Below are 22,581 nucleotides of genomic sequence, written 5' to 3'. Positions count from 1 at the left end.
TTTGTTGATTTAAAACAATTTACAGATTGCAATATAATTGCAACAAATAATCATTGCTTATCATTATTTTGTAAACTTATTAATTTCCGAAATTTACTGCCCTTAAATATAAACACAACAAATAAAAAAGCCCATATCATTGATATCAATGATATGGGCCTGCGGAATTAATAAGAATTAGTCGTAATGATTAACTATAATCTGTCGGGTGCTATCACCAGGCACCGTGTATAGCTGCGTTGTCACACCTCTCATCGGCGTAGCGGCGGGTGTTTGCAGCGTTGAAACGTGGATAGTGTTGCCGCAACGCTGCTGCAACTGCGCGTTTACCACTTCTGTACTGCACGTTGGCGCGGTCACTTTTCCACTGATGGTTAATGTTGCGGTGTCGGAGGCAAAAACGGGTACGCTTATCCCATAAGCCGAAACTATAATTCCCATCAGCAAATATTTTTTCATAGTGAGCAATTGTTCCTCTGGTGAACGTCAAACAGTATGCAGGCCGTCCTGATGAGCAGTATGAACGTATCGATACCTTAAAACCAATTGAAAAAATAAATCAGTAGGATAGGTATGATCAATTCAAATAATGTTTTTGCCGATTATTTCAGATAAACACCTGTCTGTTTAAGCAGGAATTAACAATGCGGGGGCTATTATTTTATTAATACATTCACTGCATCAATATATATTAATGCAGTGAATGTCATATTCTCTTTGGAATACGTCAGGAGGATTACACCGCGCGGAAGGCGATTTCTCCCGGAATCACTTCACCCTGCCAGTAAAGCTGTGCCGCAACGCGATCGGCCAGTTCGCGATAGATCGCGGTAAATTCGCTCTCCGGACGGCTAACCACCGTCGGCGTACCACGATCGAGATCTTCGCGCAGACTAATATGCAACGGCATCTGACCCAGAAGCTGAGTATGGTATTTTTCCGCCAGCTTCTGCGCGCCGCCCGTGCCGAAGATCGGTTCGTGATGGCCGCAGTTGCTACAAATATGCATACTCATATTTTCCACAATGCCGAGCACCGGCACTTCCACCTTCTCGAACATCACGATACCTTTTTTGGCGTCGATTAGCGCGATATCCTGCGGCGTAGTCACCACCACCGCGCCGGTAACAGGAATGTTCTGCGCCAGCGTTAGCTGAATATCCCCGGTTCCCGGCGGCATATCCAGTACCAGATAATCCAGATCCGGCCACAGCGTCTCCTGTAACATCTGCATCAGCGCCTTACTGGCCATTGGGCCGCGCCATACCATCGCGTTATCGTCAGTCACCAGATAGCCGATCGAGTTGGTCGCCAGGCCGTGAGACATAATCGGCGCCATATGCGTACCGTCTGGCGATGTTGGGCGCTGATCTTCTGCGCCAAGCATGGTTGGGATCGACGGACCGTAAATATCGGCATCGAGAACCCCGACCTTTGCGCCTTCAGCCGCTAACGCCAGCGCCAGGTTTACCGCCGTGGACGATTTCCCCACCCCGCCTTTACCGGAGCTCACGGCAATGATGTTTTTCACGCCATTAATGCCAGGCTGATTTTTGACGCGTTTCAGCGTCGCAATGTTGTACGACAGTTTCCAGTCGATCGCTTTTGCGCCCGTAATACGTAACAGATCGGCGCTGCATTGCTCTTTTAATACCTCAAACGCGCTGTTCCAGACGAACGGCATGACCAGCTCAACGTGCAGCGTATCATCCATCCAGGCGACGTGGTGCAACGCCTTAAGCGTGGTGAGGTTATGCTTCAGGGTTGGGTGCTGAAAATTCGCCAGCGTCCCGGCGACCATCGCTCGCAGGGTATCTGGTGATTTGGCCTGGGATTGTTCGTTCATCCCGACTCCTTTTGTAGTTCTGAAAAGTACGATTGTAACTTTGTAGTTTACTCCAGCGGTAACAATTATTCATTTACGGATAAATGCCCTTATCGATTGGCGCAGTAATTACCATTTTGGTACTATCAAAGCCCTTTTTTACAACAGAAGAAGTAATACCCACTATGACTCAAGTCGCGAAGAAAATTCTGGTAACGTGCGCGCTGCCGTACGCCAACGGCTCTATCCACCTCGGCCATATGCTGGAGCACATCCAGGCTGATGTCTGGGTCCGTTACCAGCGAATGCGCGGCCATGAGGTTAACTTCATCTGTGCCGATGACGCTCATGGCACGCCGATCATGCTGAAAGCGCAGCAGCTTGGTATTACGCCGGAGCAAATGATCGGTGAAATGAGCCAGGAGCACCAGACCGATTTCGCCGGTTTTAATATTAGCTACGACAACTACCACTCAACGCACAGCGACGAGAATCGCGAGCTGTCCGAGCTGATTTATACGCGCCTGAAAGAGAACGGTTTTATTAAGAACCGCACCATCTCTCAACTCTACGATCCGGAAAAAGGCATGTTCCTGCCGGACCGATTTGTGAAAGGCACCTGCCCGAAATGTAAATCCGCAGACCAGTACGGCGATAACTGTGAAGTGTGCGGCGCGACCTACAGCCCGACCGAACTTATCGAACCGAAATCCGTGGTGTCCGGCGCGACGCCGGTAATGCGTGACTCCGAGCACTTTTTCTTTGATCTGCCGTCATTCAGCGAAATGCTGCAGGCGTGGACCCGCAGCGGCGCGCTGCAGGAGCAGGTGGCGAACAAAATGCAGGAGTGGTTTGAATCCGGCCTCCAGCAGTGGGACATTTCCCGCGATGCGCCGTATTTTGGTTTCGAAATCCCGAACGCGCCGGGCAAATATTTCTACGTCTGGCTGGACGCGCCGATTGGCTATATGGGCTCCTTCAAAAATCTGTGCGATAAGCGCGGTGACACGACCAGTTTTGATGAGTACTGGAAAAAAGACTCCGATGCCGAGCTGTACCACTTTATCGGCAAAGACATCGTCTATTTCCACAGCCTGTTCTGGCCTGCCATGCTGGAAGGCAGCCACTTCCGTAAGCCGACCAACCTGTTCGTTCACGGTTACGTGACGGTGAACGGCGCGAAAATGTCTAAGTCTCGCGGCACCTTTATTAAGGCCAGCACCTGGCTGAAACACTTTGACGCCGACAGCCTGCGCTACTACTACACCGCGAAGCTTTCTTCACGCATTGATGACATCGACCTGAACCTGGAAGACTTTGTCCAGCGCGTCAATGCCGATATCGTCAATAAAGTAGTCAACCTGGCCTCGCGTAACGCCGGTTTTATCAATAAGCGTTTCGACGGCGTGCTGGCGGCTGAACTGGCCGATCCGCAATTGTATAAAACCTTTACTGACGCCGCTGCGGTGATTGGCGAAGCATGGGAAAGCCGTGAATTCGGTAAAGCTATCCGTGAGATTATGGCGCTGGCCGACATCGCTAACCGTTATGTTGACGAGCAAGCGCCGTGGGTGGTGGCTAAACAAGAAGGCCGCGACGCGGACCTGCAGGCCATTTGCTCAATGGGCATCAACCTGTTCCGCGTGCTGATGACGTATCTGAAACCGGTACTGCCGACGCTTTCTGAACGCGTTGAAGCCTTCCTGAACAGTGAGTTGAACTGGGATGCCATCGAACAGCCGCTGCTCGGTCACAAGGTCAACACCTTTAAGGCGCTCTACAATCGCATCGACATGAAGCAAGTTGAAGCGCTGGTTGAAGCGTCTAAAGAAGAGGTGAAAGCCGCAGCTGCGCCGGTTACCGGCCCGTTAGCCGACTTCCCGATTCAGGAAACCATCACCTTTGACGATTTCGCCAAAATTGACCTGCGCGTAGCATTGATTGAAAATGCTGAGTTCGTAGACGGTTCTGACAAATTGCTGCGCCTGACGCTGGATCTGGGCGGCGAGAAGCGTAACGTCTTCTCCGGCATTCGTTCCGCCTACCCGGACCCGCAGGCGCTGATTGGCCGCCAGACGGTAATGGTCGCCAACCTCGCGCCGCGCAAAATGCGCTTTGGCGTCTCCGAGGGAATGGTGATGGCCGCAGGACCTGGCGGGAAAGATATCTTCCTGTTAAGCCCTGATGACGGCGCGAAGCCTGGCCAACAGGTGAAATAAGCAACAAGCCGGAGCATGCTCCGGCTTTTTTAACCGCTTAATCCTGACTGGCATATCACCCCATCCGCGTGTTTTAACTTTTTCCTTAATAAGCAATAGCGTTAAGACTCCATATCCGGACTGCTAAATAACGGCTAAAAGTCATATTCTATCTCTCCCTGATACATTGCTATTACTGGGTTAAATTAATTCATTGAAATTATTTTAAAAACCCAATCATTATATAAAATGGAGTTTTAGATGAAAATTTCTGGCAAGTTATTGTCCGCGGCTTTGGCTTCCGTACTGGTGTTCTCTCTTACTGGCTGTGGCGATAAAGAAGAATCAAAGACCTTTAACGCAAACCTGGCGGGGACAGAAATTTCAATTACTTACACCTATAAAGGTGACAAAATCATTAAGCAGACGTCTGAAAGTAAAATCAGCTATGCCACTGTAGGCGCTAAAACGAAAGAAGATGCCGCCAAAATTCTCGATCCGCTGAGCGCGAAATATAAAAATATCGCCGGAGTGGAAGAAAAATTAACCTATGAAGATACCTATGCCCAGGAAAACGTCTCTGTGGATATGGAAAAAGTGGACTTTAAAGCGTTACAGCAAATCTCAGGGACGATGGTGTCCGGCGATACCAGCAAAGGTATCAGCATGAAACAAACCCAGACGCTGCTGGAAGCTGCTGGTTTTAAAGAAGCGAAATAACTGGCAGGCATAATGTATTGCATCGACTGGTAAAGTCGCTCAGGGCGCTGCTTCGGCAGCGTCTTTTCTTTATGAATTCCGAAAAAAGACAGCCTCGCTGTAAGTCCCCTCGCCAAAGCCTATAATCCCTGAATTCCTGGCCACACCAATACTTAACGACAAGGAATTGTTATGCGGGTTCTACGCCTTATGGCACTGCCACTATTCGCGCTCTCTCTATCGGTTAGCATAACTGGCTGCGATCAGAAAAACGATACTCCCCAGGAAAAGCAAAATAACATGACAGCGTTTATCAAGAAGATAGCCGCTAGCAAAGAGTCAGAGGAAACACAACGCTATGTAGGTAATCTCAACGGTATTGAAATCAAGTTAACCTATTACTACAAAGGGGATATCGTTTTACGTCAAATATCTGAACATAAACTACTTTATAAGACCCTGAAAGCCAATAATAAAGAAGAAGCACAAAAAATGCTGAGTCAAGTCGGCGAAGCTTATCAGGGTATGCCGGGTTTGACTGAACGAATCGACTATTATGATAGCTATGCTACGGAATATGTGGATATTGATTTTACCCAGGCAAAAATAAGCGACCTCTGTAAATTGCCAGGATCATCAATTGACAACTGTTCCGCGTACTATCTGTCAATGATTCGCTCGCAGAAACTGTTGGAAGAGAGCGGATATCATAGAATCAATTAGTATAATAATGCGTTTTCCCGGTCAGACAGGACGCTGCCGGGAACAATACCGCAGAATTACTTCGCCGCGTGTTCACGGGCTGCCAGACCGCGCAGAAAATAACGCATAAACTGATCGCCGCATTCGCGGAAGTTCTTATGGTCCGGCGCGCGCATCATCGCGGTGATCTCTGGCATTGAGACACGAAACAACTGACCGGTAAGTATCGCCAGGATATCATCTGTTTTTAGCGAAAAGGCGATACGCAGCTTTTTCAGCACAATATTGTTGTTGATACGACGTTCCGCCGTCAATGCAGGCGCCGCCTCATCTTTGCCGCGTTTTTCATAAATGAGGCCATTGAGAAATGAGGACAACACGATATCCGGGCAACGCTGAAACCCCTCTTCCTCTTCTTTGCGCAACCAGATTGCAATCTGCTCCGGCGTAGCATCAACGTTACCCAGCGCCAGGATACGCGCCAGATCGGTATTATTAGCTTTTAAAATGTAGCGCACGCTACGCAGAATATCGTTACTCAGCATGAGGCCTTCGGTCGTTTCTATGGCAAAACGATATTCTAACAGTCTTTTACAGGCCAATCGCCTCTTTTAAACTTTTCAGATAGCGACGGCTTACCGGCACCGTCAGGCCGTTGCGTAAAATCAGCTCTGCCTGCCCATTATCCTCCAGCCGAATTTCCTGCAAATGGGCCATATTCACCAGAAACTGACGATGACAACGCAGTAGCGGCGTCCGGCTTTCCAGCGTGCGCAGCGTCAGCTCGGTAAACCCCTCTTTCCCTTCACTGCTGGTCACATAAACGCCGCTCATACGGCTACTGACAAAGGCGACATCATCCATTTGCAACAAATAGATCCGGCTGTGTCCGGTACAGGGAATGAATTTAAGCGCCTGCTGGTTTTCCGGCAACAACGAAACATCCTGTTTACTGCGCTCCTGACGCAGACGATGTAATGTTTTTTCCAGCCGTTTCTCCTCTATCGGCTTGAGCAGATAATCAAAAGCGTGTTCTTCAAAGGCTTTGATGGCGTATTCGTCAAACGCGGTTAAAAAAACGATATACGGGCGGTGTTCCGGATCAAGCATTCCTACCATCTCCAGTCCACTGATACGCGGCATCTGAATATCCAGAAACAGCACATCAGGTCGCAACTTATGTACAGCGCCAATCGCTTCTACCGCGTTCGCGCACTCTCCCACAATCTCAATGTCATCCTGCCCCTGGAGCAAAATCCGCAGATTTTCCCGCGCTAACGGCTCATCATCCACAATCAGCACTTTAATCATGCGTCCTCCTCCAGTGGAAGTCGTAATGTAATTCGGGTAAAACAGTCCGGCTCGCAGGCCACGCTAATACCATAATCATCGCCAAAGTGTTCGCGCAGACGTTTATCAACCAGACTCATCCCCAGCCCGCTACTGCCGGCGGAAGGCTGATACAGTCCCGCATTATCCTCAATATCTAACATCAAATGCTGCCCTTCGCGCCGGGCGCGAATAGCGACGTTGCCGGTATCAAGCAGTTGCGACGTGCCATGTTTAATGGCGTTCTCAACAATCGGCTGTAATGTAAACGCAGGCAATTTCTGACGTGAAAGCGTCGATGGAACATCAAGCTGCACCTGCAGACGCGACTGAAAACGCGCTTTTTCAATTTGCAGATAAGCGTTTACGTGTTCAATTTCATCCGCCAGCGTGACGATTTCCGACGGGCGTTTTAAATTTTTGCGAAAAAAGGTCGACAAGTACTGCACCAGTTGGCTGGCCTGTTCGCTGTCGCGGCGAATCACCGCTTTAATGGTATTGAGCGCGTTAAACAGAAAATGCGGGTTCACCTGCGCGTGCAACAGCTTGATCTCTGACTGCGTCAGCAACGCCTTCTGCCGTTCATACTGCCCGGCCAGGATCTGCGCGGATAAAAGCTGCGCAATACCCTCTCCCAGGGTGCGGTTAATTGAGCTAAACAGCCGGTTTTTCGCTTCGTACAATTTAATGGTGCCCATGACTCGCTGATTTTCGCCACGCAGCGGGATCACCAGCGTCGAGCCGAGTTTACACTGCGGGTGTAGCGAACAGCGGTACGGCACTTCGTTGCCATCGGCATAAACCACCTCTCCGGTTTCAATTGCTTTCAGCGTATAACCTGATGAAATGGGTTTGCCCGGTAGATGGTGATCGTCGCCAATACCAGTAAAAGCCAGCAGTTTTTCGCGATCGGTGATGGCGACGGCGCCAATATCCAGCTCCTGATATAACACCTGCGCCACCTTCATACTGTTCACTTCGTTAAATCCCTGACGCAGAATCCCCTCCGTTGACGCGGCGACCTTCAGCGCGGTAGCAGAAAATGCCGAAGTATATTTTTCGAACATGGCGCGCTTATCGAGCAAAATACGCATAAACAGCGCGGCGCCAACGGTATTCGTCACCATCATCGGCGCGGCAATATTACTGACCAGATGCAGGGCATCGTCAAACGGCCTGGCTATCAGTAAAATGATCAGCATCTGCACCAGTTCGGCAACACACGTAATTGCTCCCGCCGTCAGCGGGCTAAACACTTTGTCCGGGCGTCCGCGACGTATGAGAACGCTGTGTACCAACCCGCCCAGCAGCCCTTCGACGATGGTGGAAATCATACAGCTCAGCGCCGTCATGCCGCCCATAGAATACCGATGTAACCCACCGGTCAGGCCGACCAGCCCGCCGACGACCGGCCCGCCGAGTAGGCCGCCCATCACCGCGCCAATCGCGCGGGTATTGGCAATCGAATCTTCGATATGTAGCCCAAAATAAGTGCCCATAATGCAGAAGATAGAAAACGTGACGTAACACAGAAGCTTGTGCGGCAGACGAACCGTGACCTGCATAAGCGGGATGAACAGGCGCGTTTTACTCATTAGCCACGCAATGACCAGAAACACGCACATCTGCTGAAGCAGCAGCAACACCAGATTAAACTCGTACATACCCGCAAACCACACTTCAATTAAAAGCGCGTAACATACATTGAGTACGATTAACTTTCTTTGAACTGTTGCATAAAAATATGAATTCGTGAATACGATCACTTAAACGCCGCGCTGCAACCCGCTACTTCGCGTTTTAATGCATAAAAAACAGGCAAAACTTCCTGGTTCCTAAAAGAGCGTCTAAAGTTAAACCGGGACCTCGCGAGCAAGGGTGAAACGATGGCGCTTTACACAATTGGTGAAGTGGCTTTGCTTTGTGATATCAATCCTGTCACGTTGCGCGCGTGGCAGAGACGTTATGGACTTTTAAAACCACAGCGAACGGATGGCGGTCATCGTCTGTTTAACGATGCCGATATCGACAGAATCCGCGAAATCAAGCGCTGGATAGATAACGGCGTCCAGGTCAGCAAAGTCAAAGTGCTGCTCAGTAGCGACAGTAGCGAACAACCTAACGGCTGGCGCGAACAGCAGGAGATCCTGCTGCACTATCTGCAAAGCAGTAATCTGCACAGTTTACGGTTATGGGTCAAAGAACGCGGTCAGGATTATCCAGCCCAAACATTGACCACTAACCTGTTCGTCCCGCTGCGGCGACGATTACAGTGCCAACAACCCGCCCTTCAGGCGCTGCTCGGCATTCTTGACGGTATCCTGATCAACTATATTGCGCTCTGCCTGGCGTCTGCGCGTAAGAAACAGGGAAAAGATGCGTTGGTGATCGGCTGGAATATCCATGATACCACCCGCCTGTGGCTGGAAGGTTGGGTCGCCAGCCAACAGGGATGGCGAATCGACGTGTTGGCGCATTCGCTTAGCCAGTTCCGCCCGGAACTGTTTGACGGCAAGACGTTACTGGTATGGTGCGGAGAAAACCAGACGCTGGCGCAGCAGCAGCAACTTTTGGCCTGGCGCGCCCAGGGACGCGACATTCATCCCCTTGGCGTTTAAACAGCAGCTAACAAATTCGCTTTAATGTATACTCCTTTTATTAACATAAGGAGTACATAATGCGCGTAGCGAAAATCGGGGTGATCGCCCTTTTCCTGCTGATGGCTATTGGCGGTATCGGCGGCGTGATGCTGGCAGGTTACAGTTTTATTTTGCGTGCCGGGTAAGCGCGCGCGTCAGCCTTTCAAACAGGCGATCGATAATGATCGCCGCCAGCGCCACCAGCAGCGCCCCCTGGATAACATAGGCCGTATTAAAGCCGCTAAGCCCGATAATGATCGGCGTGCCTAACGTACTGGCCCCCACCGTTGAAGCGATGGTCGCCGTACCAATATTGATAATCACCGAGGTTCGGATGCCCGCCAGAATCACCGGCGCGGCCAGCGGCAGCTCAACCTGATACAACTGTTGGCGACGGCTCATTCCCATACCGCTGGCAACGCTCATCACGCTGGCAGGCACCGCGCCCAGCCCGGCCAGGGTCGCCTGCAGGATGGGCAGCACCCCATACAGGATCAAGGCGATAATGGCCGGTTGCTGACCAAAACCCATGACGGGTACCGCGATCGCCAGTACCGCGACCGGCGGAAAGGTCTGCCCGACGGCGGCGATAGTCTCCACCAGGGGACGAAACTCTTTCCCACTTTCTCGCGTGACCGCAATCCCTGCGCCGACGCCCACCACGACGGCAAACAGACTTGAGATGCCCACCAACCAGAAATGGGCGAGCGCGAGGGCGGCAAAACTCTCCTGTTGGTAGACCGGGCGCGGTAAATCGGGAAACAGCGCGGCGAAGAACGGCTGGCTATAAGGCAATCCAAACAGCAGAAGCAAGAACAGAACAATAAGCCAGAGAAGCGGATCACACAGTCGTTTCACGGGGGGACGTCTCCGAAAGCAGATCGCGGAAATGGAGCGTACCGCAGGGCTCGCCCTGCTGATTCGCCACCGGCAGGACGTCGCACCGACGGGCGACAAACATCGATAGCGCATCGCGTAGCGTCATCTCTTCCACCAGCGCATCGCCGCTGAGCTGTTCATGCCGACGTACATAATCGCCTACGCTACGTAACGAAAGCAGCCTTACGCCCAGCTCGCTGCGGCCAAAAAACGCCTGCACGAAATCATTTTCCGGCGAGGTCAGCATAGAAAGTGGCGATCCCTGTTGGATAACATTGCCCCCGTCCATCAGCACCAGATGGTCGGCGAGGCGTAGCGCCTCGTCGATGTCGTGCGTCACCAGTACGATGGTGCGCCCCAGTAGCTGATGAATGCGGGTCATCTCCTGCTGCAATGCGCCGCGCGTTACCGGATCAAGCGCGCCGAAAGGCTCGTCCATCAGCAATACCTGCGGATCGGCAGCCAGCGCCCGCGCAACGCCGACCCGCTGCTGTTGCCCGCCGGAAAGCTGATGCGGATAGCGATCGCGCAGCGCGCTTTCCAGACCCAATAATGCCATCAGTTCATCAATACGATCGTTAATCCGCGCACGCGACCACTTTTGTAGTTGCGGTACGGTGGCGATATTTTGCGCCACCGTCCAGTGGGGAAAAAGGCCGATAGACTGAATGGCATAGCCCATGCGACGGCGCAGTTCAAGCACCGGCAGGCTGCGGATCTCTTCCCCGGCAAAACGGATCGTTCCGCTATCATGCTCTACCAGCCGGTTAATCATCTTCAGAGTGGTCGATTTTCCCGAGCCGGAGGTGCCAATTAACACCGAAAAGCTGCCTTCGCTAAAATGCAAATTGAGGTCGCTAACAGCCTGTTGATCGCCGAAGGTTTTACTGACATGGTTAAATTCAATCATCGGTTGCTCCCTTCAAAAACGCGATCCATAAATCAAACAGCGCGTCGATCACTACCGCCAGCGCAATCACCGGAATGACGCCCAACAGGACTAAATCAATGGCGCTGCTCAATAGCCCCTGAAACACCAGGGCGCCGAAACCTCCCGCGCCAATCAGCGCGGCGACGACGGCCATTCCCACTGTCTGGACCATTACTACCCGCAGGCTACGTAAAAAGACCGGCAGCGCCAGCGGCAGTTGCACATGCCTGAAGCGCTGGCCGCTACTCATTCCCATTGCTCTTGCGCTCTCCAGCACATCGCGCGGCACCTGATTGAGCCCGGCGACCACGCCGCGCACCAGCGGCAATAACGCATAGAGCACCAGAGCTATCAGCGCAGGCGTCATGCCGGTTCCCGCGACGCCGAATGCGGCAAGCCACGGAAACTGTTTCACCAGCCCGGCCAACGGCGCGATCAGCAGGCCAAACAGCGCGACGGAAGGGATAGTCTGGATCACATTCAGTACGGTAAACACCGGCCCCTGGCGCGAGGCGGAAAAATAACACCAGACGCCCAACGGTAATCCGATCGCCAGCGCCGGCAGCACCGTGCCCGCCAGTAACATTAAATGTTGCACCAGCGCGGCATCGAAAACATCCTGGCGGTTGGTATACTCTTTCAGAAGCGAGAGGTTGTCGAACGTGCCTGAAAACAGCAGCGCCAGCGGGACAATGACAATTTGCGCGTGCAGCAACCAGCGCCACAGCGGCCCAACGGTAATACGGCGGATCGCATCGCTACAGGCCAGCAGCATCAGACCGAGGCCCAGCCACAATCCACTTCCCAGACTGGTACGCGCCAGCGGGCTGCCCTCCTGCGCCAACTGGGTCGCCGCCCTGCCGACTCCCCACAGCATGACAATAAAAAGCGTCTGCGCCATCATCAGCGTCAGTACGCTACCGCGTTTACCGGGTACAAAGCACAGCGTAAACAGCGCGCATCCCGCGCCAGTCAGCATCCAGATGGCCGCCGGCCAGATCTCCCATAACTGGCGCCCCTCGCCGCTCACCAGACGATTCGGGGCGTAATTAATGAAAGGTAGCGCGACAGCAAGCAGGGTCAGAACAACCAACAGCAACAGCACACGATTAACCGTAATTTTTTTGGCAGCATCACTCACAGATTACTTCACCCACCCTTTTTGTCGGAGGTAATCTGCGGCGACTTTTTTCGCATCCAGCCCTTCTACGGCGATTCTGGCGTTCAACTGTTGCAGCGTTTTCTCATCAAGGCTGGCGAAAACGGGCTGCAGCCAGTCGGCTATCTGCGGATAGGCCTGTAACACCGATTCACGCACTACCGGCGCGGGGGCATAGATAGGCTGGACGCCTTTCGGGTCGCTCAGGGTTTGCAGACCCAGCGCGGCGACAGGGCCGTCGGTGCCATACGCCATCGCGGCGTTAACGCCGGATGTTTGTTGCGCGGCGGCTTTGATCGTGACCGCCGTATCGCCGCCCGCCAGCGACAAGAGCTGGTTCTGATTCAAGGTAAAATCATAGGCTTTTTCAAATGCCGGCAGCGCATCCGCCCGTTCGATAAATTCCGCAGACGCCGCCAGTTTAAAAGTGCCGCCCTCTTTCAGATAACGGCTGAGATCGGCAAGCGAGGAGAGTTTATTTTTTTCCGCGATGTCCTGACGTACCGCGATGGTCCAGGTGTTATTTGCCGGCGCAGGCGTCAACCAGACCAGCTTATTCTGCTCCGCATCCAGTTTTTTGACTTTCTCAAAGCCTTGCTTTGCATTTTTCCATGCCGGATCGTTTTCATCTTTAAAAAAGAACGCCCCGTTACCGGTGTATTCCGGATAGATATCCAGCTCTCCGGCGGTAATCGCGCCACGAACGACTGGCGTCGTCCCGAGCTGAATTTTATTGACCGTTTTAACGCCGTGGCTTTCCAGTACCTGCAAAATCATGTTGCCGAGCAGCGCGCCTTCGGTATCAATCTTTGACCCGACCGTCACGGGCGATGCCGCCTGTAGAGGTAAACTCACCGTCGCCAGCAACGCCAGCGAACTTACCCATAGCTTTGAGATCGTCATGATGCTTTCCTCATCCTTTTACGGCCTTTTTCAGAGACTTGAGAAAAAAGCATAGTTGAAAAGTCTGCGTTTAACCTGGGATTTTCTGGCAGTTTAAGTGACGTGGCAGGCAATAAAAGGGGGGACAGGAAAAGCCATTGCCAGACAGGGCGCAGCTATCGCGCCCTGTTGACGGCAGGCTTACAGTAGCTCGAACGATCCTTGTTTAACGCGAGCGGAATCCACGCCGATAAAGACGTTGAACTTGCCGGGTTCCGCGTCATATTTCATCTGCTGATTCCAGAACTTCAACGCCTCGATGTCAATCGGGAAACTCACGGTTTTACGTTCGCCAGGCTTGAGGGTGATTTTTTCAAAGCCTTTTAATTGCTTCACCGGGCGGCTCATTGATGCCGTGACATCCTGTAAATACATCTGGATGACCGTTGCCCCTTCGCGTTTACCGGTGTTCGTGACCTCTACGCTGGCCGTGACTTTGCCGTCGCGTTGCATTGTCGGTGAGGAGAGCGTGACGTCAGACACCGTAAATGTGGTGTAGCTCAGACCGTAACCAAACGGATAGAGCGGGCCATTCGCTTCGTCAAAATAGCGTGAGGTGTATTTGTTTGGCTTTTCAGGATTATACGGGCGTCCCGTATTGAGATGGCTGTAATAGACCGGAATTTGTCCCACCGAACGCGGGAAGGAGATCGGCAGTTTGCCTGACGGGTTGTAATCGCCAAACAGCACATCGGCAATGGCGTTGCCGCCTTCCGTCCCGGCAAACCAGGTCTCCAGAATCGCATCGGCCTGTTGATCTTCTTTTACCAGCGCCAGCGGTCTGCCGTTCATTAATACCAGTACCAGCGGCTTACCGGTGGCTTTCAGAGCGGTGATTAAGTCGCGCTGACTCTGCGGAATGGTGATATTGGTACGGCTGGAGGCTTCATGCGCCATCCCCTGCGACTCGCCTACCACCGCGACCACCACATCGGCCTGTTTCGCCGCCTGCACCGCCTCATCAATCATCGCCTGCGGTGAGCGCGGATCGATTTTCACCGCCTCTTCATACAGGTTTAAGAAATCGACGATGCCTTTATCATTAGTGATATTCGCCCCTTTGGCATAGAGGATCTTCGCCCCGTCGCCGACGGCATTTTGAATACCCGCCAGCACCGTCACTGACTGATTCGCGACCCCAGCAGCAGACCAGCTTCCCATTACATCACGTTGACTGTCGGCCAGCGGCCCAACAACGGCAATGGTGCCCGATTTTTTCAGCGGCAGCGTTTCCAGCCGGTTTTTCAGCAGTACCACACTTTCCCGCGCCACTTCCCGTGCCTCTTTACGATGCAGGCGGCTTTCGGCATTGGTGTCCACCGGATCGCTCTCTTTCGGCCCCAGATGGCTATAGGGGTCGTTAAACAATCCCATGTCATATTTTACGTTGAGCACATGGCGTGTCGCGTCGTCCAGTTCCGCCATCGTCACTTTGCCCGACTTAATCAGACCCGGCAGATATTTGCTGTAATACTCATCCGCCATGCTCATATCCACCCCTGCCTTTAGCGCCACGCGCACCGCATCTTCCGGGTCGGCCGCGGTACCGTGTTTAATCAGTTCTTTAATAGCGCCGTGGTCGGAAACGGTAATTCCCTTAAAGCCCCACTCATCGCGCAGGACATCTTTCAATAGCCAGGAATCTGACGTCGCAGGCGTGCCGTTCAGCGAGTTCAGCGCCACCATCACCGCGCCGCTCCCCGCATCCAGCCCCGCTTTGTACGGCGGCATGTAGTCATTAAACAGACGCTGGGAACTCATATCCACGGTGTTGTATTCTTTACCGCCTTCAACGGCGCCATAGGCGGCAAAATGTTTCACGCTGGTCATCACCGAATAGCGATCCGCCGGACTTTTGCCCTGCATCGCTTTCACCATGGTTTCGCCCATGATGGAGGTTAAATATGTATCTTCGCCAAAGCCTTCGGAGGCGCGTCCCCAACGCGGATCGCGGGAGACATCCACCATCGGCGCCCAGGTCATATTCAGACCGTCGTCCGCCGCTTCATACGCCGATACGCGTCCTACGGTTCTTACCGCATCCAGATTAAAAGAAGAAGCCAGACCGAGGCTTATTGGGAAGACGGTTCGCTGGCCGTGTACCACGTCATAGGCAAAAAAGAGAGGAATTTTCAGGCGGCTCAATGCCATCACCTGATCCTGCATTTGACGGATATCCTGGCGGGTGACGGTATTGAAAATCGCCCCTACCTGCCCGTCTTTGATCATCTCGCGAATCGCTTCTTTCGGGTTATCAGGGCCGACGCTAATCAGACGTAACTGACCAATTTTTTCATCGACAGTCATTTTCTTGAGTAAATCCGTGACGAACGCGTCGCGCGCTTCGGGCGTCAGCGGGTGATTGCCAAACAGGTTTTCCGCCAATGCTGGCTGCATCGCCAGACTCACAGCAACACCTACTGAACATAACCATTTCATGTTGAGTCTCTCTTTATCTTTATCCCGACGAGGTGGTAAAAACAGAATAAAAACCGCAGTTTGCCATAAGCCTAAACGCGAGAGGAGAAGAAAGCGAAGGTTATTCTCCTAATTTTCCGCACAGTCGAATACACAACCGCCAGCAAATGGTATCAAGGCGGCAAATGAATACCACCAACACAGAAACAATTTGAATGAGAAAGCGTATTGTCATACAAAGCGCTATGCTTAACGCTGATATTTTGTCCCACCACAAGGAGTGGAGAATGTCTTCCATAACAATGACTGATAATAAAACGTTCCTGAATGAGCTGGCCCGCCTGGTAGGCCATTCTCACCTGCTGACAGACCCCGCCAAAACCGCCCGCTATCGCAAGGGTTTCCGTTCCGGTCAGGGCGACGCGCTGGCCGTTGTTTTCCCGGGTTCATTACTGGAACTGTGGCGTGTGCTCAACGCCTGCGTTAACGCTGACAAAATTATTCTGATGCAGGCCGCCAACACCGGTCTGACGGAAGGCTCCACGCCGAACGGCAACGACTACGATCGCGATATTGTGATTATCAGCACCCAGCGGCTGGATAAGCTGCACTTACTGGATAACGGCCAACAGGTTCTGGCCTGGCCCGGTACGACGCTCTATGCGCTGGAAAAAGCGCTTAAACCGCTGGGCCGTGAACCGCACTCGGTGATTGGTTCGTCGTGCATCGGCGCGTCGGTCATCGGCGGTATCTGTAATAACTCCGGCGGCTCGCTGGTGCAGCGCGGCCCGGCCTATACCGAGATGTCGCTCTTTGCCCGTATTGACGACCAAGGCAAACTGCAACTGGTCAATCATCTGGGTATCGATCTTGGGCATACGCCGGAGCAGATCCTGAGCAAGCTGGATGACGAACGGATTAAAGATGAGGATGTGCGCCACGATGGTCGTCATGCGCACGATCACGACTACGTGACGCGGGTACGAGATATCAACGCCGATACGCCCGCCCGCTATAACGCCGACCCGGACCGTTTGTTTGAATCTTCCGGCTGCGCCGGAAAACTGGCGGTTTTTGCCGTTCGCCTTGATACCTTTGCAGCGGAAAAAAATCAGCAGGTTTTTTATATCGGCACCAATCAGCCCGCGGTACTGACTGAAATCCGTCGGCATATTCTGGCGAACTTCGACAATCTGCCAGTGGCGGGAGAATATATGCATCGCGATATCTACGATATTGCGGAGCAGTACGGTAAAGATACCTTTCTGATGATCGATAAACTCGGCACCGACAAGATGCCATTCTTTTTCACGCTAAAAGGCCGAACCGATGCGATGCTGGAAAAAGTAAAATTTTTCCGACCGCATTTCACCGACCGCGCGATGCAGAAATTCGGCCACCTGTTTCCCAGCCATCTGCCGCCGCGAATGAAAAACTGGCGCGATAAATATGAGCATCATCTGCTGTTAAAAATGGCGGGAGACGGCGTCGCAGAAGCGCAACGCTGGCTGAATGAATTTTTTAAATCCGCTGAGGGCGGTTTCTTTACCTGTACGCCGGAAGAAGGCAGCAAAGCCTTCCTGCACCGCTTCGCCGCTGCTGGCGCAGCGATTCGTTACCAGGCCGTACACGCTGATGAAGTGGAAGATATCCTGGCGCTGGATATCGCTCTGCGCCGCAACGATACCGACTGGTTCGAGCATCTGCCGCCGGAAATCGACAGCCAACTGGTACATAAACTCTATTACGGTCACTTTATGTGCCACGTTTTTCATCAGGACTATATCGTGAAGAAAGGCGTCGACGTCCATGCGCTGAAAGCGCAAATGCTGGAGCTGTTGCAGGCGCGCGGGGCACAATACCCGGCGGAGCACAACGTTGGACATCTGTATAAAGCGCCGGAAACGCTGACGCGTTTTTATCGGCAAAATGACCCAACCAACAGTATGAACCCCGGTATCGGCAAAACGAGTAAGCGGAAATTCTGGCAGGAAAATACGCCCGACGAAACGCATTAACACGGTGTGGTTTACCGTGAATGCCCGGCGGCGCGATGCCTGCCGGGCCTGCGGCGACTTAATCGTTCTGTGCGGTTTGCGCTCCGGCGCTGGCGCTGGCTGCCGCCATTTGCGCGGCTTTTTGCTTTTTATAGCTCAGCGCGGCAGCCGGAACGGGCATGACTTTACCGGTTTCAATCCATGTACGCAGGCGACTGGCGTCCGCAAAGTGGGTATATTTGCCGAACGCGTCCATGACCACCAGCGCGACCGGTTTGTTATTGATCACGGTACGCATCACCAGGCAATGCCCCGCCGCATTGGTAAAGCCGGTTTTCGTTAACTGGATATTCCAGTTATCACGGTAGACCAAATGGTTGGTATTGCGAAACGGCAGCGTATACGCCGGATGCGAGAATGTCGCCATATCTTCGCGCGTGGTGCTTAGCTGGCCAATCAGCGGGTATTGCTTCGTGGCAATCAGCAATTTTGTTAAATCCCGCGCGGTCGAGACGTTATGAATCGACAGCCCCGTCGGCTCAACAAAGCGGGTATGCGTCATGCCCAGCGCTTTCGCCTTCGCATTCATCGCTTTAATAAATGCGTTATAACCGCCGGGATAATAGTGCGCCAGGCTTGCCGCCGCACGGTTTTCGGATGACATCAACGCCAGCAGCAACATATTTTTGCGGCTAATTTCGCTGTTCAGGCGCACGCGGGAGTAAACCCCTTTCATTTCCGGCGTCTGGCTGATATCGACCTTCAGTATTTCATCCAGCGGCAATCGCGCGTCGAGCACGACCATCGCTGTCATTAATTTGGTTATCGAGGCAATCGGACGCACCAGATCCGGGTGGTTCGAATAGATCACTTTATTGGTGTTGAGATCAACAATCATTGCGCTACCGGAGGCAATCTCAGGTTGAGACGCCGCGGTTGTCGCTGCCGTTTTCGCCACAGCCTGCGGGGCAAAAGGAACGGCCAACATCAGAGCAAGGCTCAGGAATGAAGCTCGGAATTTCAGCATGATGAGATTTCTGATAATGATTCACGCGCGTCGTAACGCACACCGCCTGAGCTAAGATTATACTCAAGCTAGCAGTGGCATCATAGCGGCACGCCAGCGTTGCCGCTACAGAAGAATCGTCAGCAAATGCTGCATTGCTGGCTTTTGCGCCAGCCCTTTTTCGCATCAGAACAGGCGGTAGCCATATCCCCACAGGATCACGGTGATCGCCAGCAGCACCTCCAGGACCAGTACGCCGATAGCGAGCGTCGAACTGGAGAAGCTTAATCCCTCCTCTCTATTAATGTTAAGGAAAGTCGGAATACCCAAATACAGCAAATAGCCGGTGTAAAAAAGCGCGACAGCGCCGACCAGTGCGCATAGCCATACCAGGGGATAGAGCGCCACCAGACCACTTAAAAACAGCGGCGTTGCGACATAGCCGGCAAAAACCATACAGCGCGCAAGCGATGGCCGTTGCGGATAGTTTCGCGCCATCCACCAGATGACGCGTCCCATCACCGCGACGCCCGCCAGCATCACGCCGTAGAACAAGACCGCCAGCGCAAAAGCGGTAAACAGCGAGAGTTGTAACACGTTGCCGTCGCCAAAATTCCAGCCGATTTGCGTCGTGCCGATAAAGGCGCAGACGACGGGAATCGCCGCCATCAGCAAAACATGGTGCGTATAGTGATGCGAAACGGTTTCGTTTTCGCTTTTGATCACCTGCATTTCCCGATCGGGATGGGAAAAAAGCCCCCATACATGGTTCATACTGCCCCCTTCTGCTGCCTCAGATGCCAGTATGTTCAAGTATAATTCAGTTTCTGGTTATTTTATGAGCAATGGCAAAATAGTCTCCGGCAAAACGTCGGCTTTGCCGCGCACGCCTCTTGCCAGGGTGTATGCTTAATGCCGGAGGTGGTTTACGCATGGATATCAACACGCTTATTACGCATTATGGCTATGCGGCGCTGGTTATCGGCAGTATGGCCGAAGGTGAAACCGTCACCCTGTTGGGGGGCGTCGCGGCGCATCAGGGATTGCTCAAGTTTCCGCTGGTGGCGGCGGCTGTCGCGCTGGGAGGGATGATGGGCGATCAGCTACTTTATCTGTTAGGACGATGCTATGGCGGGAAGATCCTGCGTCGTTTCCCCCGTTATCATACGAAGATTCGTCGCGCGCAGAAAATGATCCAACGCCATCCGTATCTGTTTGTGATCGGCACGCGTTTTATGTACGGCTTCCGGGTGGTTGGCCCGCTGCTGATTGGCGCCAGCCGCCTGCCGCCTAAAATTTTTCTGCCGCTGAATATTGTAGGCGCGCTGATCTGGGCGCTGCTGTTTACCACGCTGGGATATCTTGGCGGCGAGGTGATCGCGCCATGGCTGCACGACCTCGATCAGCATCTCAGGCACGGAGTCTGGCTGATTCTGGCCATCGTCCTGGTGGTGGGCGTGCGCTGGTGGCTGAAAAGACGCGGCAAAGCGGAGGCCCGTTAAACCCGATGGTATCCGGATGGCATAACGCCGCCATCCGGCCCCGGCGTTTATTTTGCGTTGAATTGCGGATTCGCCAGCATAAACCCGCCGTCGACAATCAGCGACTGACCGGTGGTATAGCTTGCGCCTTCCGAACACAGCCAGGCGACGAGGCTGGCTATTTCATGCGTAGAACCCGGTCGGGCGATAGGGATCGAGGGTTCCGATCCCGGCTCAATGTCGCTGTCATCCATATCATTCATCGGCGTGGCGATAGCGCCTGGCGCGACGGCGTTGACCAAAATATGATGCTCAATCAGTTCCAGCGCCATGGATTTAGTCAATCCCCCCAACGCATGTTTCGCCGCGGTATAGGCGCTGGCTTGCGGAAGCGGCGTATGCTCATGGACGGAGGTGATGTTGATAATGCGCCCTCCCTCTCCTTGTTTAATCATATGCCGGGCGGCGATCTGCGCGCAGAGAAACGCGCCATCGACATCCACGGTAAAAATTTGCCGCCACTGCGTAAACGGCATATCAATAAACGCGGATTTGGTCATCGCCCCGGCATTATTGACCAGCACGTCAACGCGCCCCAGGCGCTGGATAAGATGTTCAATGGCCTGCGCGCCCTCGGGTAACTGGCTCAGGTCAAGATGAATGGTCTCTGCCCGCACACCAAACTGCGCCGCTTTTTTCGCCGTCTCCTGCGCGCCGCGTTCATCGGAATGCCAGGTGATACCAATATCAAAACCGTTTTGTGCTAATAACAATGCACACGCTTTGCCAATTCCCGAATCTGATGCCGTTACAATTGCGACTTTGGTCATATTCCTCTCCGGATGATTCATACACAGCCTAAGTATAGGAACCCTGTCTGAATCATCCGGAAAAATCAGGAATGATAACCGCCGCCCAGCGCGCTGGTAAGCTGAATAGAAGCATCCAGCCACTGGCCCTGCAACAGCAAGCCGTTACACTGCTCGCGCAGTGCCGGGATTTTGGCCTCGCTCACGCGGGAACCCGCAATAATGCCGGCATTAAAGCGCGCTTGCGCCAGACCGACCACACGCTGCGCGTCATGCTCAATCTGCTGCTGATGCTGATTTTTCTGCGCCAGCGTCTCTACCTGGCTGGCGGCGCGCGCCACATCATTAACCGCATCTACCACCGCTTTGTTGTAGTTGGCGATAGAAAGGTTGCTTTGCGCTTTGGCGATATCGAGGTTGGCATTCAGCCTGCCGCTGTCGAAAATCGGCAGCGTCAGCCCGCCGGTAATGCCATATTGCTGTGCGGAATGACGGAACAGATCGCTCAGATGTAACGCATCCTGCTGTAAAAAAGCCATCAGATTGATATCGGGATAAAACGCGGCCTTCGCGGCGTCAATGCTGCTCAACGAGGATTCAATGTACCAGTGCGCGGCCTGTAGATCCGCCCGGCGCGCCAGCAACGAATACCCCAGTTGCGACGGTAACTGGCTTTCAACGGCGGGGAGACTCACCTGACGCAGCTTGAGCGCCGCCGATTGCGTATTGGTTAACGCGCTGAGCCGCGCTTCAATAACCTTCATTTTACCGTTAACGTCATTCAACTGCTGCTGGGTTTTGCTGGCGTCGATATCGGTCTCGACCCCTTCAACAGAAGAAGTAATGCCGTGTTGATACAGCTCCCGGTTTACCGTCACCACGTTTTGCTGCTCATGCTCGATTTGCATCAGCACATTTTTCAGCGCCGCCTGCGTCTGCCACTCCCAGTAGAGTCGCGCCACGCCGCTTGCCAGCAATTGTCGGGTCTGCTCCTGCTCCGCTTCGCGCGCTTTGACCGCCCCGATCCGCGCGGTAACTTCAGCGCGGTTTTTCCCCCATAAATCCAGATCCCAGCCCGCCGTCAGGCCGAATGTACCGTTGGTATACCACGGCCCGGTCGTTCCCGCCGCGGGGTCGGTAATCGCGAATGGCCCCATCAGCCCTTCCGCGGACATTCGCTGGCGCTCAATGTCGGCAGAAAAGTCGAGCTGCGGGCCGTCCTGCGCCTCAACCGCTTTCGCCTGCGCTTCCGCCAGTTGAATACGCTGTTCAGCCACCTGCATATCCGGCGAATGCTGTATGGCATTATCAATCAGCGCGTCAAGCTGCGCATCGTGATACGCCTTCCACCACTGGCTATCCGGCCAACCGTTTTTCAATGCCGCCGGCAGGCTGGAATCAACATGAGAAGAGGGCGTCTGCTGGGTCAGCGACTGGCGGGTATCGTGCATAGGGGCGCAGCCCGCCAGCAAAATAAAAAGCGGTAAGCTCGCTGTCGCGGCAAGGAAAGAATTACGATTCATGGAGGTGTTCTGATAAAAAAAGGTGCGCAGAGAGTACGTCTTAC

21 protein-coding genes are annotated in these 22,581 nt (G+C 53.3%); 7 read left to right on the top strand and 14 right to left on the bottom strand.

Annotation, left to right across the window (positions count from 1 at the left end):
- Positions 1–177 precede the first annotated feature (177 nt).
- Together J4617_RS00430 and apbC are read right to left on the bottom strand one after the other, a co-directional pair.
- The gene (locus tag J4617_RS00430; RefSeq protein WP_000760403.1) at positions 178–459 is read right to left on the bottom strand and encodes a DUF2574 family protein; all 282 of its coding nucleotides are present in this window, start codon (positions 457–459) and stop codon (positions 178–180) included.
- A gap of 277 nt (positions 460–736) precedes the next feature.
- Complete coding sequence (gene apbC / locus J4617_RS00425) at positions 737–1,846, bottom strand: iron-sulfur cluster carrier protein ApbC (RefSeq protein WP_001005424.1); 1,110 nt, start codon at positions 1,844–1,846, stop codon at positions 737–739.
- A gap of 164 nt (positions 1,847–2,010) precedes the next feature.
- Between apbC and metG the strand changes: the two genes are divergently transcribed.
- The 3 genes from metG (at position 2,011) to J4617_RS00410 (ending at position 5,445) form a co-directional block, all read left to right on the top strand.
- Positions 2,011–4,044, top strand: a complete 2,034-nt coding sequence (gene metG, locus J4617_RS00420; RefSeq protein ID WP_000195330.1) for a methionine--tRNA ligase — start codon at positions 2,011–2,013, stop codon at positions 4,042–4,044.
- Positions 4,045–4,284: 240 nt separating this feature from the next.
- Positions 4,285–4,743 carry a YehR family lipoprotein gene (locus J4617_RS00415; RefSeq protein WP_000703143.1) on the top strand — a complete coding sequence of 153 codons (459 nt, stop codon included), beginning with the start codon at positions 4,285–4,287 and terminating at the stop codon, positions 4,741–4,743.
- A 171-nt stretch (positions 4,744–4,914) separates the two neighbouring features.
- Positions 4,915–5,445 (top strand): YehR family lipoprotein, encoded by a 531-nt coding sequence (locus J4617_RS00410; protein WP_017465874.1) that lies wholly within the window; start codon positions 4,915–4,917, stop codon positions 5,443–5,445.
- Between the two features lie 56 nt (positions 5,446–5,501).
- On the opposite strand, the gene J4617_RS00405 is transcribed toward J4617_RS00410, so the two are convergent.
- The 3 genes from J4617_RS00405 to J4617_RS00395 are packed head-to-tail and all read right to left on the bottom strand — an operon-like array spanning position 5,502 to position 8,417.
- Positions 5,502–5,969, bottom strand: coding sequence for a DUF1456 family protein (locus tag J4617_RS00405; protein ID WP_000950413.1), 468 nt, complete (start codon positions 5,967–5,969; stop codon positions 5,502–5,504).
- A gap of 46 nt (positions 5,970–6,015) precedes the next feature.
- Entirely contained in the window at positions 6,016–6,735 is a 720-nt protein-coding gene (gene btsR, locus J4617_RS00400) for a two-component system response regulator BtsR (protein WP_000598637.1), read from the bottom strand.
- Positions 6,732–8,417 (bottom strand): sensor histidine kinase, encoded by a 1,686-nt coding sequence (locus tag J4617_RS00395; protein ID WP_000272850.1) that lies wholly within the window; start codon positions 8,415–8,417, stop codon positions 6,732–6,734. The genes btsR and J4617_RS00395 overlap by 4 nt, the downstream gene beginning before the upstream one ends.
- A gap of 222 nt (positions 8,418–8,639) precedes the next feature.
- On the opposite strand from J4617_RS00395, the gene mlrA reads away from it, so the two are divergent.
- Positions 8,640–9,371, top strand: coding sequence for an HTH-type transcriptional regulator MlrA (gene mlrA / locus J4617_RS00390; RefSeq protein WP_001240418.1), 732 nt, complete (start codon positions 8,640–8,642; stop codon positions 9,369–9,371).
- Between the two features lie 59 nt (positions 9,372–9,430).
- Complete coding sequence (locus J4617_RS00385) at positions 9,431–9,538, top strand: protein YohO (protein WP_001261696.1); 108 nt, start codon at positions 9,431–9,433, stop codon at positions 9,536–9,538.
- On the opposite strand, the gene J4617_RS00380 is transcribed toward J4617_RS00385, so the two are convergent.
- From J4617_RS00380 to bglX, 5 genes are all read right to left on the bottom strand, one after another.
- Complete coding sequence (locus J4617_RS00380) at positions 9,519–10,250, bottom strand: ABC transporter permease (RefSeq protein ID WP_000824854.1); 732 nt, start codon at positions 10,248–10,250, stop codon at positions 9,519–9,521. The two genes, J4617_RS00385 and J4617_RS00380, sit on opposite strands and share 20 nt — an antisense overlap.
- Positions 10,234–11,181 (bottom strand): ABC transporter ATP-binding protein, encoded by a 948-nt coding sequence (locus J4617_RS00375; RefSeq protein ID WP_000569168.1) that lies wholly within the window; start codon positions 11,179–11,181, stop codon positions 10,234–10,236. The genes J4617_RS00380 and J4617_RS00375 overlap by 17 nt, the downstream gene beginning before the upstream one ends.
- On the bottom strand, positions 11,174–12,343 hold the full coding sequence (locus J4617_RS00370) for an ABC transporter permease (protein ID WP_017465875.1): 1,170 nt from the start codon (positions 12,341–12,343) through the stop codon (positions 11,174–11,176). The genes J4617_RS00375 and J4617_RS00370 overlap by 8 nt, the downstream gene beginning before the upstream one ends.
- Before the next feature lie 3 nt (positions 12,344–12,346).
- Positions 12,347–13,264, bottom strand: a complete 918-nt coding sequence (locus J4617_RS00365) for an ABC transporter substrate-binding protein (RefSeq protein WP_000155876.1) — start codon at positions 13,262–13,264, stop codon at positions 12,347–12,349.
- A 180-nt stretch (positions 13,265–13,444) separates the two neighbouring features.
- A complete protein-coding gene (gene bglX, locus J4617_RS00360) occupies positions 13,445–15,742 on the bottom strand; it encodes a beta-glucosidase BglX (protein ID WP_000871560.1) in 2,298 nt (765 codons plus the stop codon).
- Positions 15,743–16,008: 266 nt separating this feature from the next.
- Between bglX and dld the strand changes: the two genes are divergently transcribed.
- The gene (gene dld, locus J4617_RS00355) at positions 16,009–17,739 is read left to right on the top strand and encodes a D-lactate dehydrogenase (protein WP_000095232.1); all 1,731 of its coding nucleotides are present in this window, start codon (positions 16,009–16,011) and stop codon (positions 17,737–17,739) included.
- Between the two features lie 58 nt (positions 17,740–17,797).
- Here dld and pbpG read toward each other — a convergent pair whose 3' ends face one another.
- On the bottom strand, positions 17,798–18,745 hold the full coding sequence (gene pbpG / locus J4617_RS00350) for a D-alanyl-D-alanine endopeptidase (RefSeq protein WP_000911555.1): 948 nt from the start codon (positions 18,743–18,745) through the stop codon (positions 17,798–17,800).
- 165 nt (positions 18,746–18,910) lie between these two features.
- Positions 18,911–19,498 carry a Yip1 family protein gene (locus J4617_RS00345; RefSeq protein ID WP_001017057.1) on the bottom strand — a complete coding sequence of 196 codons (588 nt, stop codon included), beginning with the start codon at positions 19,496–19,498 and terminating at the stop codon, positions 18,911–18,913.
- A gap of 158 nt (positions 19,499–19,656) precedes the next feature.
- Between J4617_RS00345 and J4617_RS00340 the strand changes: the two genes are divergently transcribed.
- A complete protein-coding gene (locus tag J4617_RS00340; protein ID WP_001523476.1) occupies positions 19,657–20,226 on the top strand; it encodes a DedA family protein in 570 nt (189 codons plus the stop codon).
- A 47-nt stretch (positions 20,227–20,273) separates the two neighbouring features.
- On the opposite strand, the gene J4617_RS00335 is transcribed toward J4617_RS00340, so the two are convergent.
- Both J4617_RS00335 and mdtQ read right to left on the bottom strand, forming a co-directional pair.
- A complete protein-coding gene (locus tag J4617_RS00335) occupies positions 20,274–21,035 on the bottom strand; it encodes an SDR family oxidoreductase (RefSeq protein ID WP_000169608.1) in 762 nt (253 codons plus the stop codon).
- Positions 21,036–21,100: 65 nt separating this feature from the next.
- Positions 21,101–22,537 carry a multidrug resistance outer membrane protein MdtQ gene (mdtQ, locus tag J4617_RS00330; RefSeq protein WP_001081457.1) on the bottom strand — a complete coding sequence of 479 codons (1,437 nt, stop codon included), beginning with the start codon at positions 22,535–22,537 and terminating at the stop codon, positions 21,101–21,103.
- Between the last annotated feature and the right edge of the window lie 44 nt (positions 22,538–22,581).

It is taken from the genome of Salmonella sp. 32010601201800023SM (assembly GCF_017572235.1).
Classification (GTDB): Bacteria; Pseudomonadota; Gammaproteobacteria; order Enterobacterales; family Enterobacteriaceae; genus Salmonella; species Salmonella enterica.
Note: the sequence above shows the minus strand (reverse complement) of the source record. Positions and strands in the feature narration are given on the sequence as shown.

Coding starts and splice junctions, on each gene's coding strand:
- J4617_RS00430 (WP_000760403.1), bottom strand. CDS start 459: ATGAAAAAATATTTGCTGATGGGAATTATAGTTTCGGCTTATGGGATA.
- apbC (WP_001005424.1), bottom strand. CDS start 1,846: ATGAACGAACAATCCCAGGCCAAATCACCAGATACCCTGCGAGCGATG.
- metG (WP_000195330.1), top strand. CDS start 2,011: ATGACTCAAGTCGCGAAGAAAATTCTGGTAACGTGCGCGCTGCCGTAC.
- J4617_RS00415 (WP_000703143.1), top strand. CDS start 4,285: ATGAAAATTTCTGGCAAGTTATTGTCCGCGGCTTTGGCTTCCGTACTG.
- J4617_RS00410 (WP_017465874.1), top strand. CDS start 4,915: ATGCGGGTTCTACGCCTTATGGCACTGCCACTATTCGCGCTCTCTCTA.
- J4617_RS00405 (WP_000950413.1), bottom strand. CDS start 5,969: ATGCTGAGTAACGATATTCTGCGTAGCGTGCGCTACATTTTAAAAGCT.
- btsR (WP_000598637.1), bottom strand. CDS start 6,735: ATGATTAAAGTGCTGATTGTGGATGATGAGCCGTTAGCGCGGGAAAAT.
- J4617_RS00395 (WP_000272850.1), bottom strand. CDS start 8,417: ATGTACGAGTTTAATCTGGTGTTGCTGCTGCTTCAGCAGATGTGCGTG.
- mlrA (WP_001240418.1), top strand. CDS start 8,640: ATGGCGCTTTACACAATTGGTGAAGTGGCTTTGCTTTGTGATATCAAT.
- J4617_RS00385 (WP_001261696.1), top strand. CDS start 9,431: ATGCGCGTAGCGAAAATCGGGGTGATCGCCCTTTTCCTGCTGATGGCT.
- J4617_RS00375 (WP_000569168.1), bottom strand. CDS start 11,181: ATGATTGAATTTAACCATGTCAGTAAAACCTTCGGCGATCAACAGGCT.
- J4617_RS00365 (WP_000155876.1), bottom strand. CDS start 13,264: ATGACGATCTCAAAGCTATGGGTAAGTTCGCTGGCGTTGCTGGCGACG.
- bglX (WP_000871560.1), bottom strand. CDS start 15,742: ATGAAATGGTTATGTTCAGTAGGTGTTGCTGTGAGTCTGGCGATGCAG.
- dld (WP_000095232.1), top strand. CDS start 16,009: ATGTCTTCCATAACAATGACTGATAATAAAACGTTCCTGAATGAGCTG.
- pbpG (WP_000911555.1), bottom strand. CDS start 18,745: ATGCTGAAATTCCGAGCTTCATTCCTGAGCCTTGCTCTGATGTTGGCC.
- J4617_RS00345 (WP_001017057.1), bottom strand. CDS start 19,498: ATGAACCATGTATGGGGGCTTTTTTCCCATCCCGATCGGGAAATGCAG.
- J4617_RS00340 (WP_001523476.1), top strand. CDS start 19,657: ATGGATATCAACACGCTTATTACGCATTATGGCTATGCGGCGCTGGTT.
- J4617_RS00335 (WP_000169608.1), bottom strand. CDS start 21,035: ATGACCAAAGTCGCAATTGTAACGGCATCAGATTCGGGAATTGGCAAA.
- mdtQ (WP_001081457.1), bottom strand. CDS start 22,537: ATGAATCGTAATTCTTTCCTTGCCGCGACAGCGAGCTTACCGCTTTTT.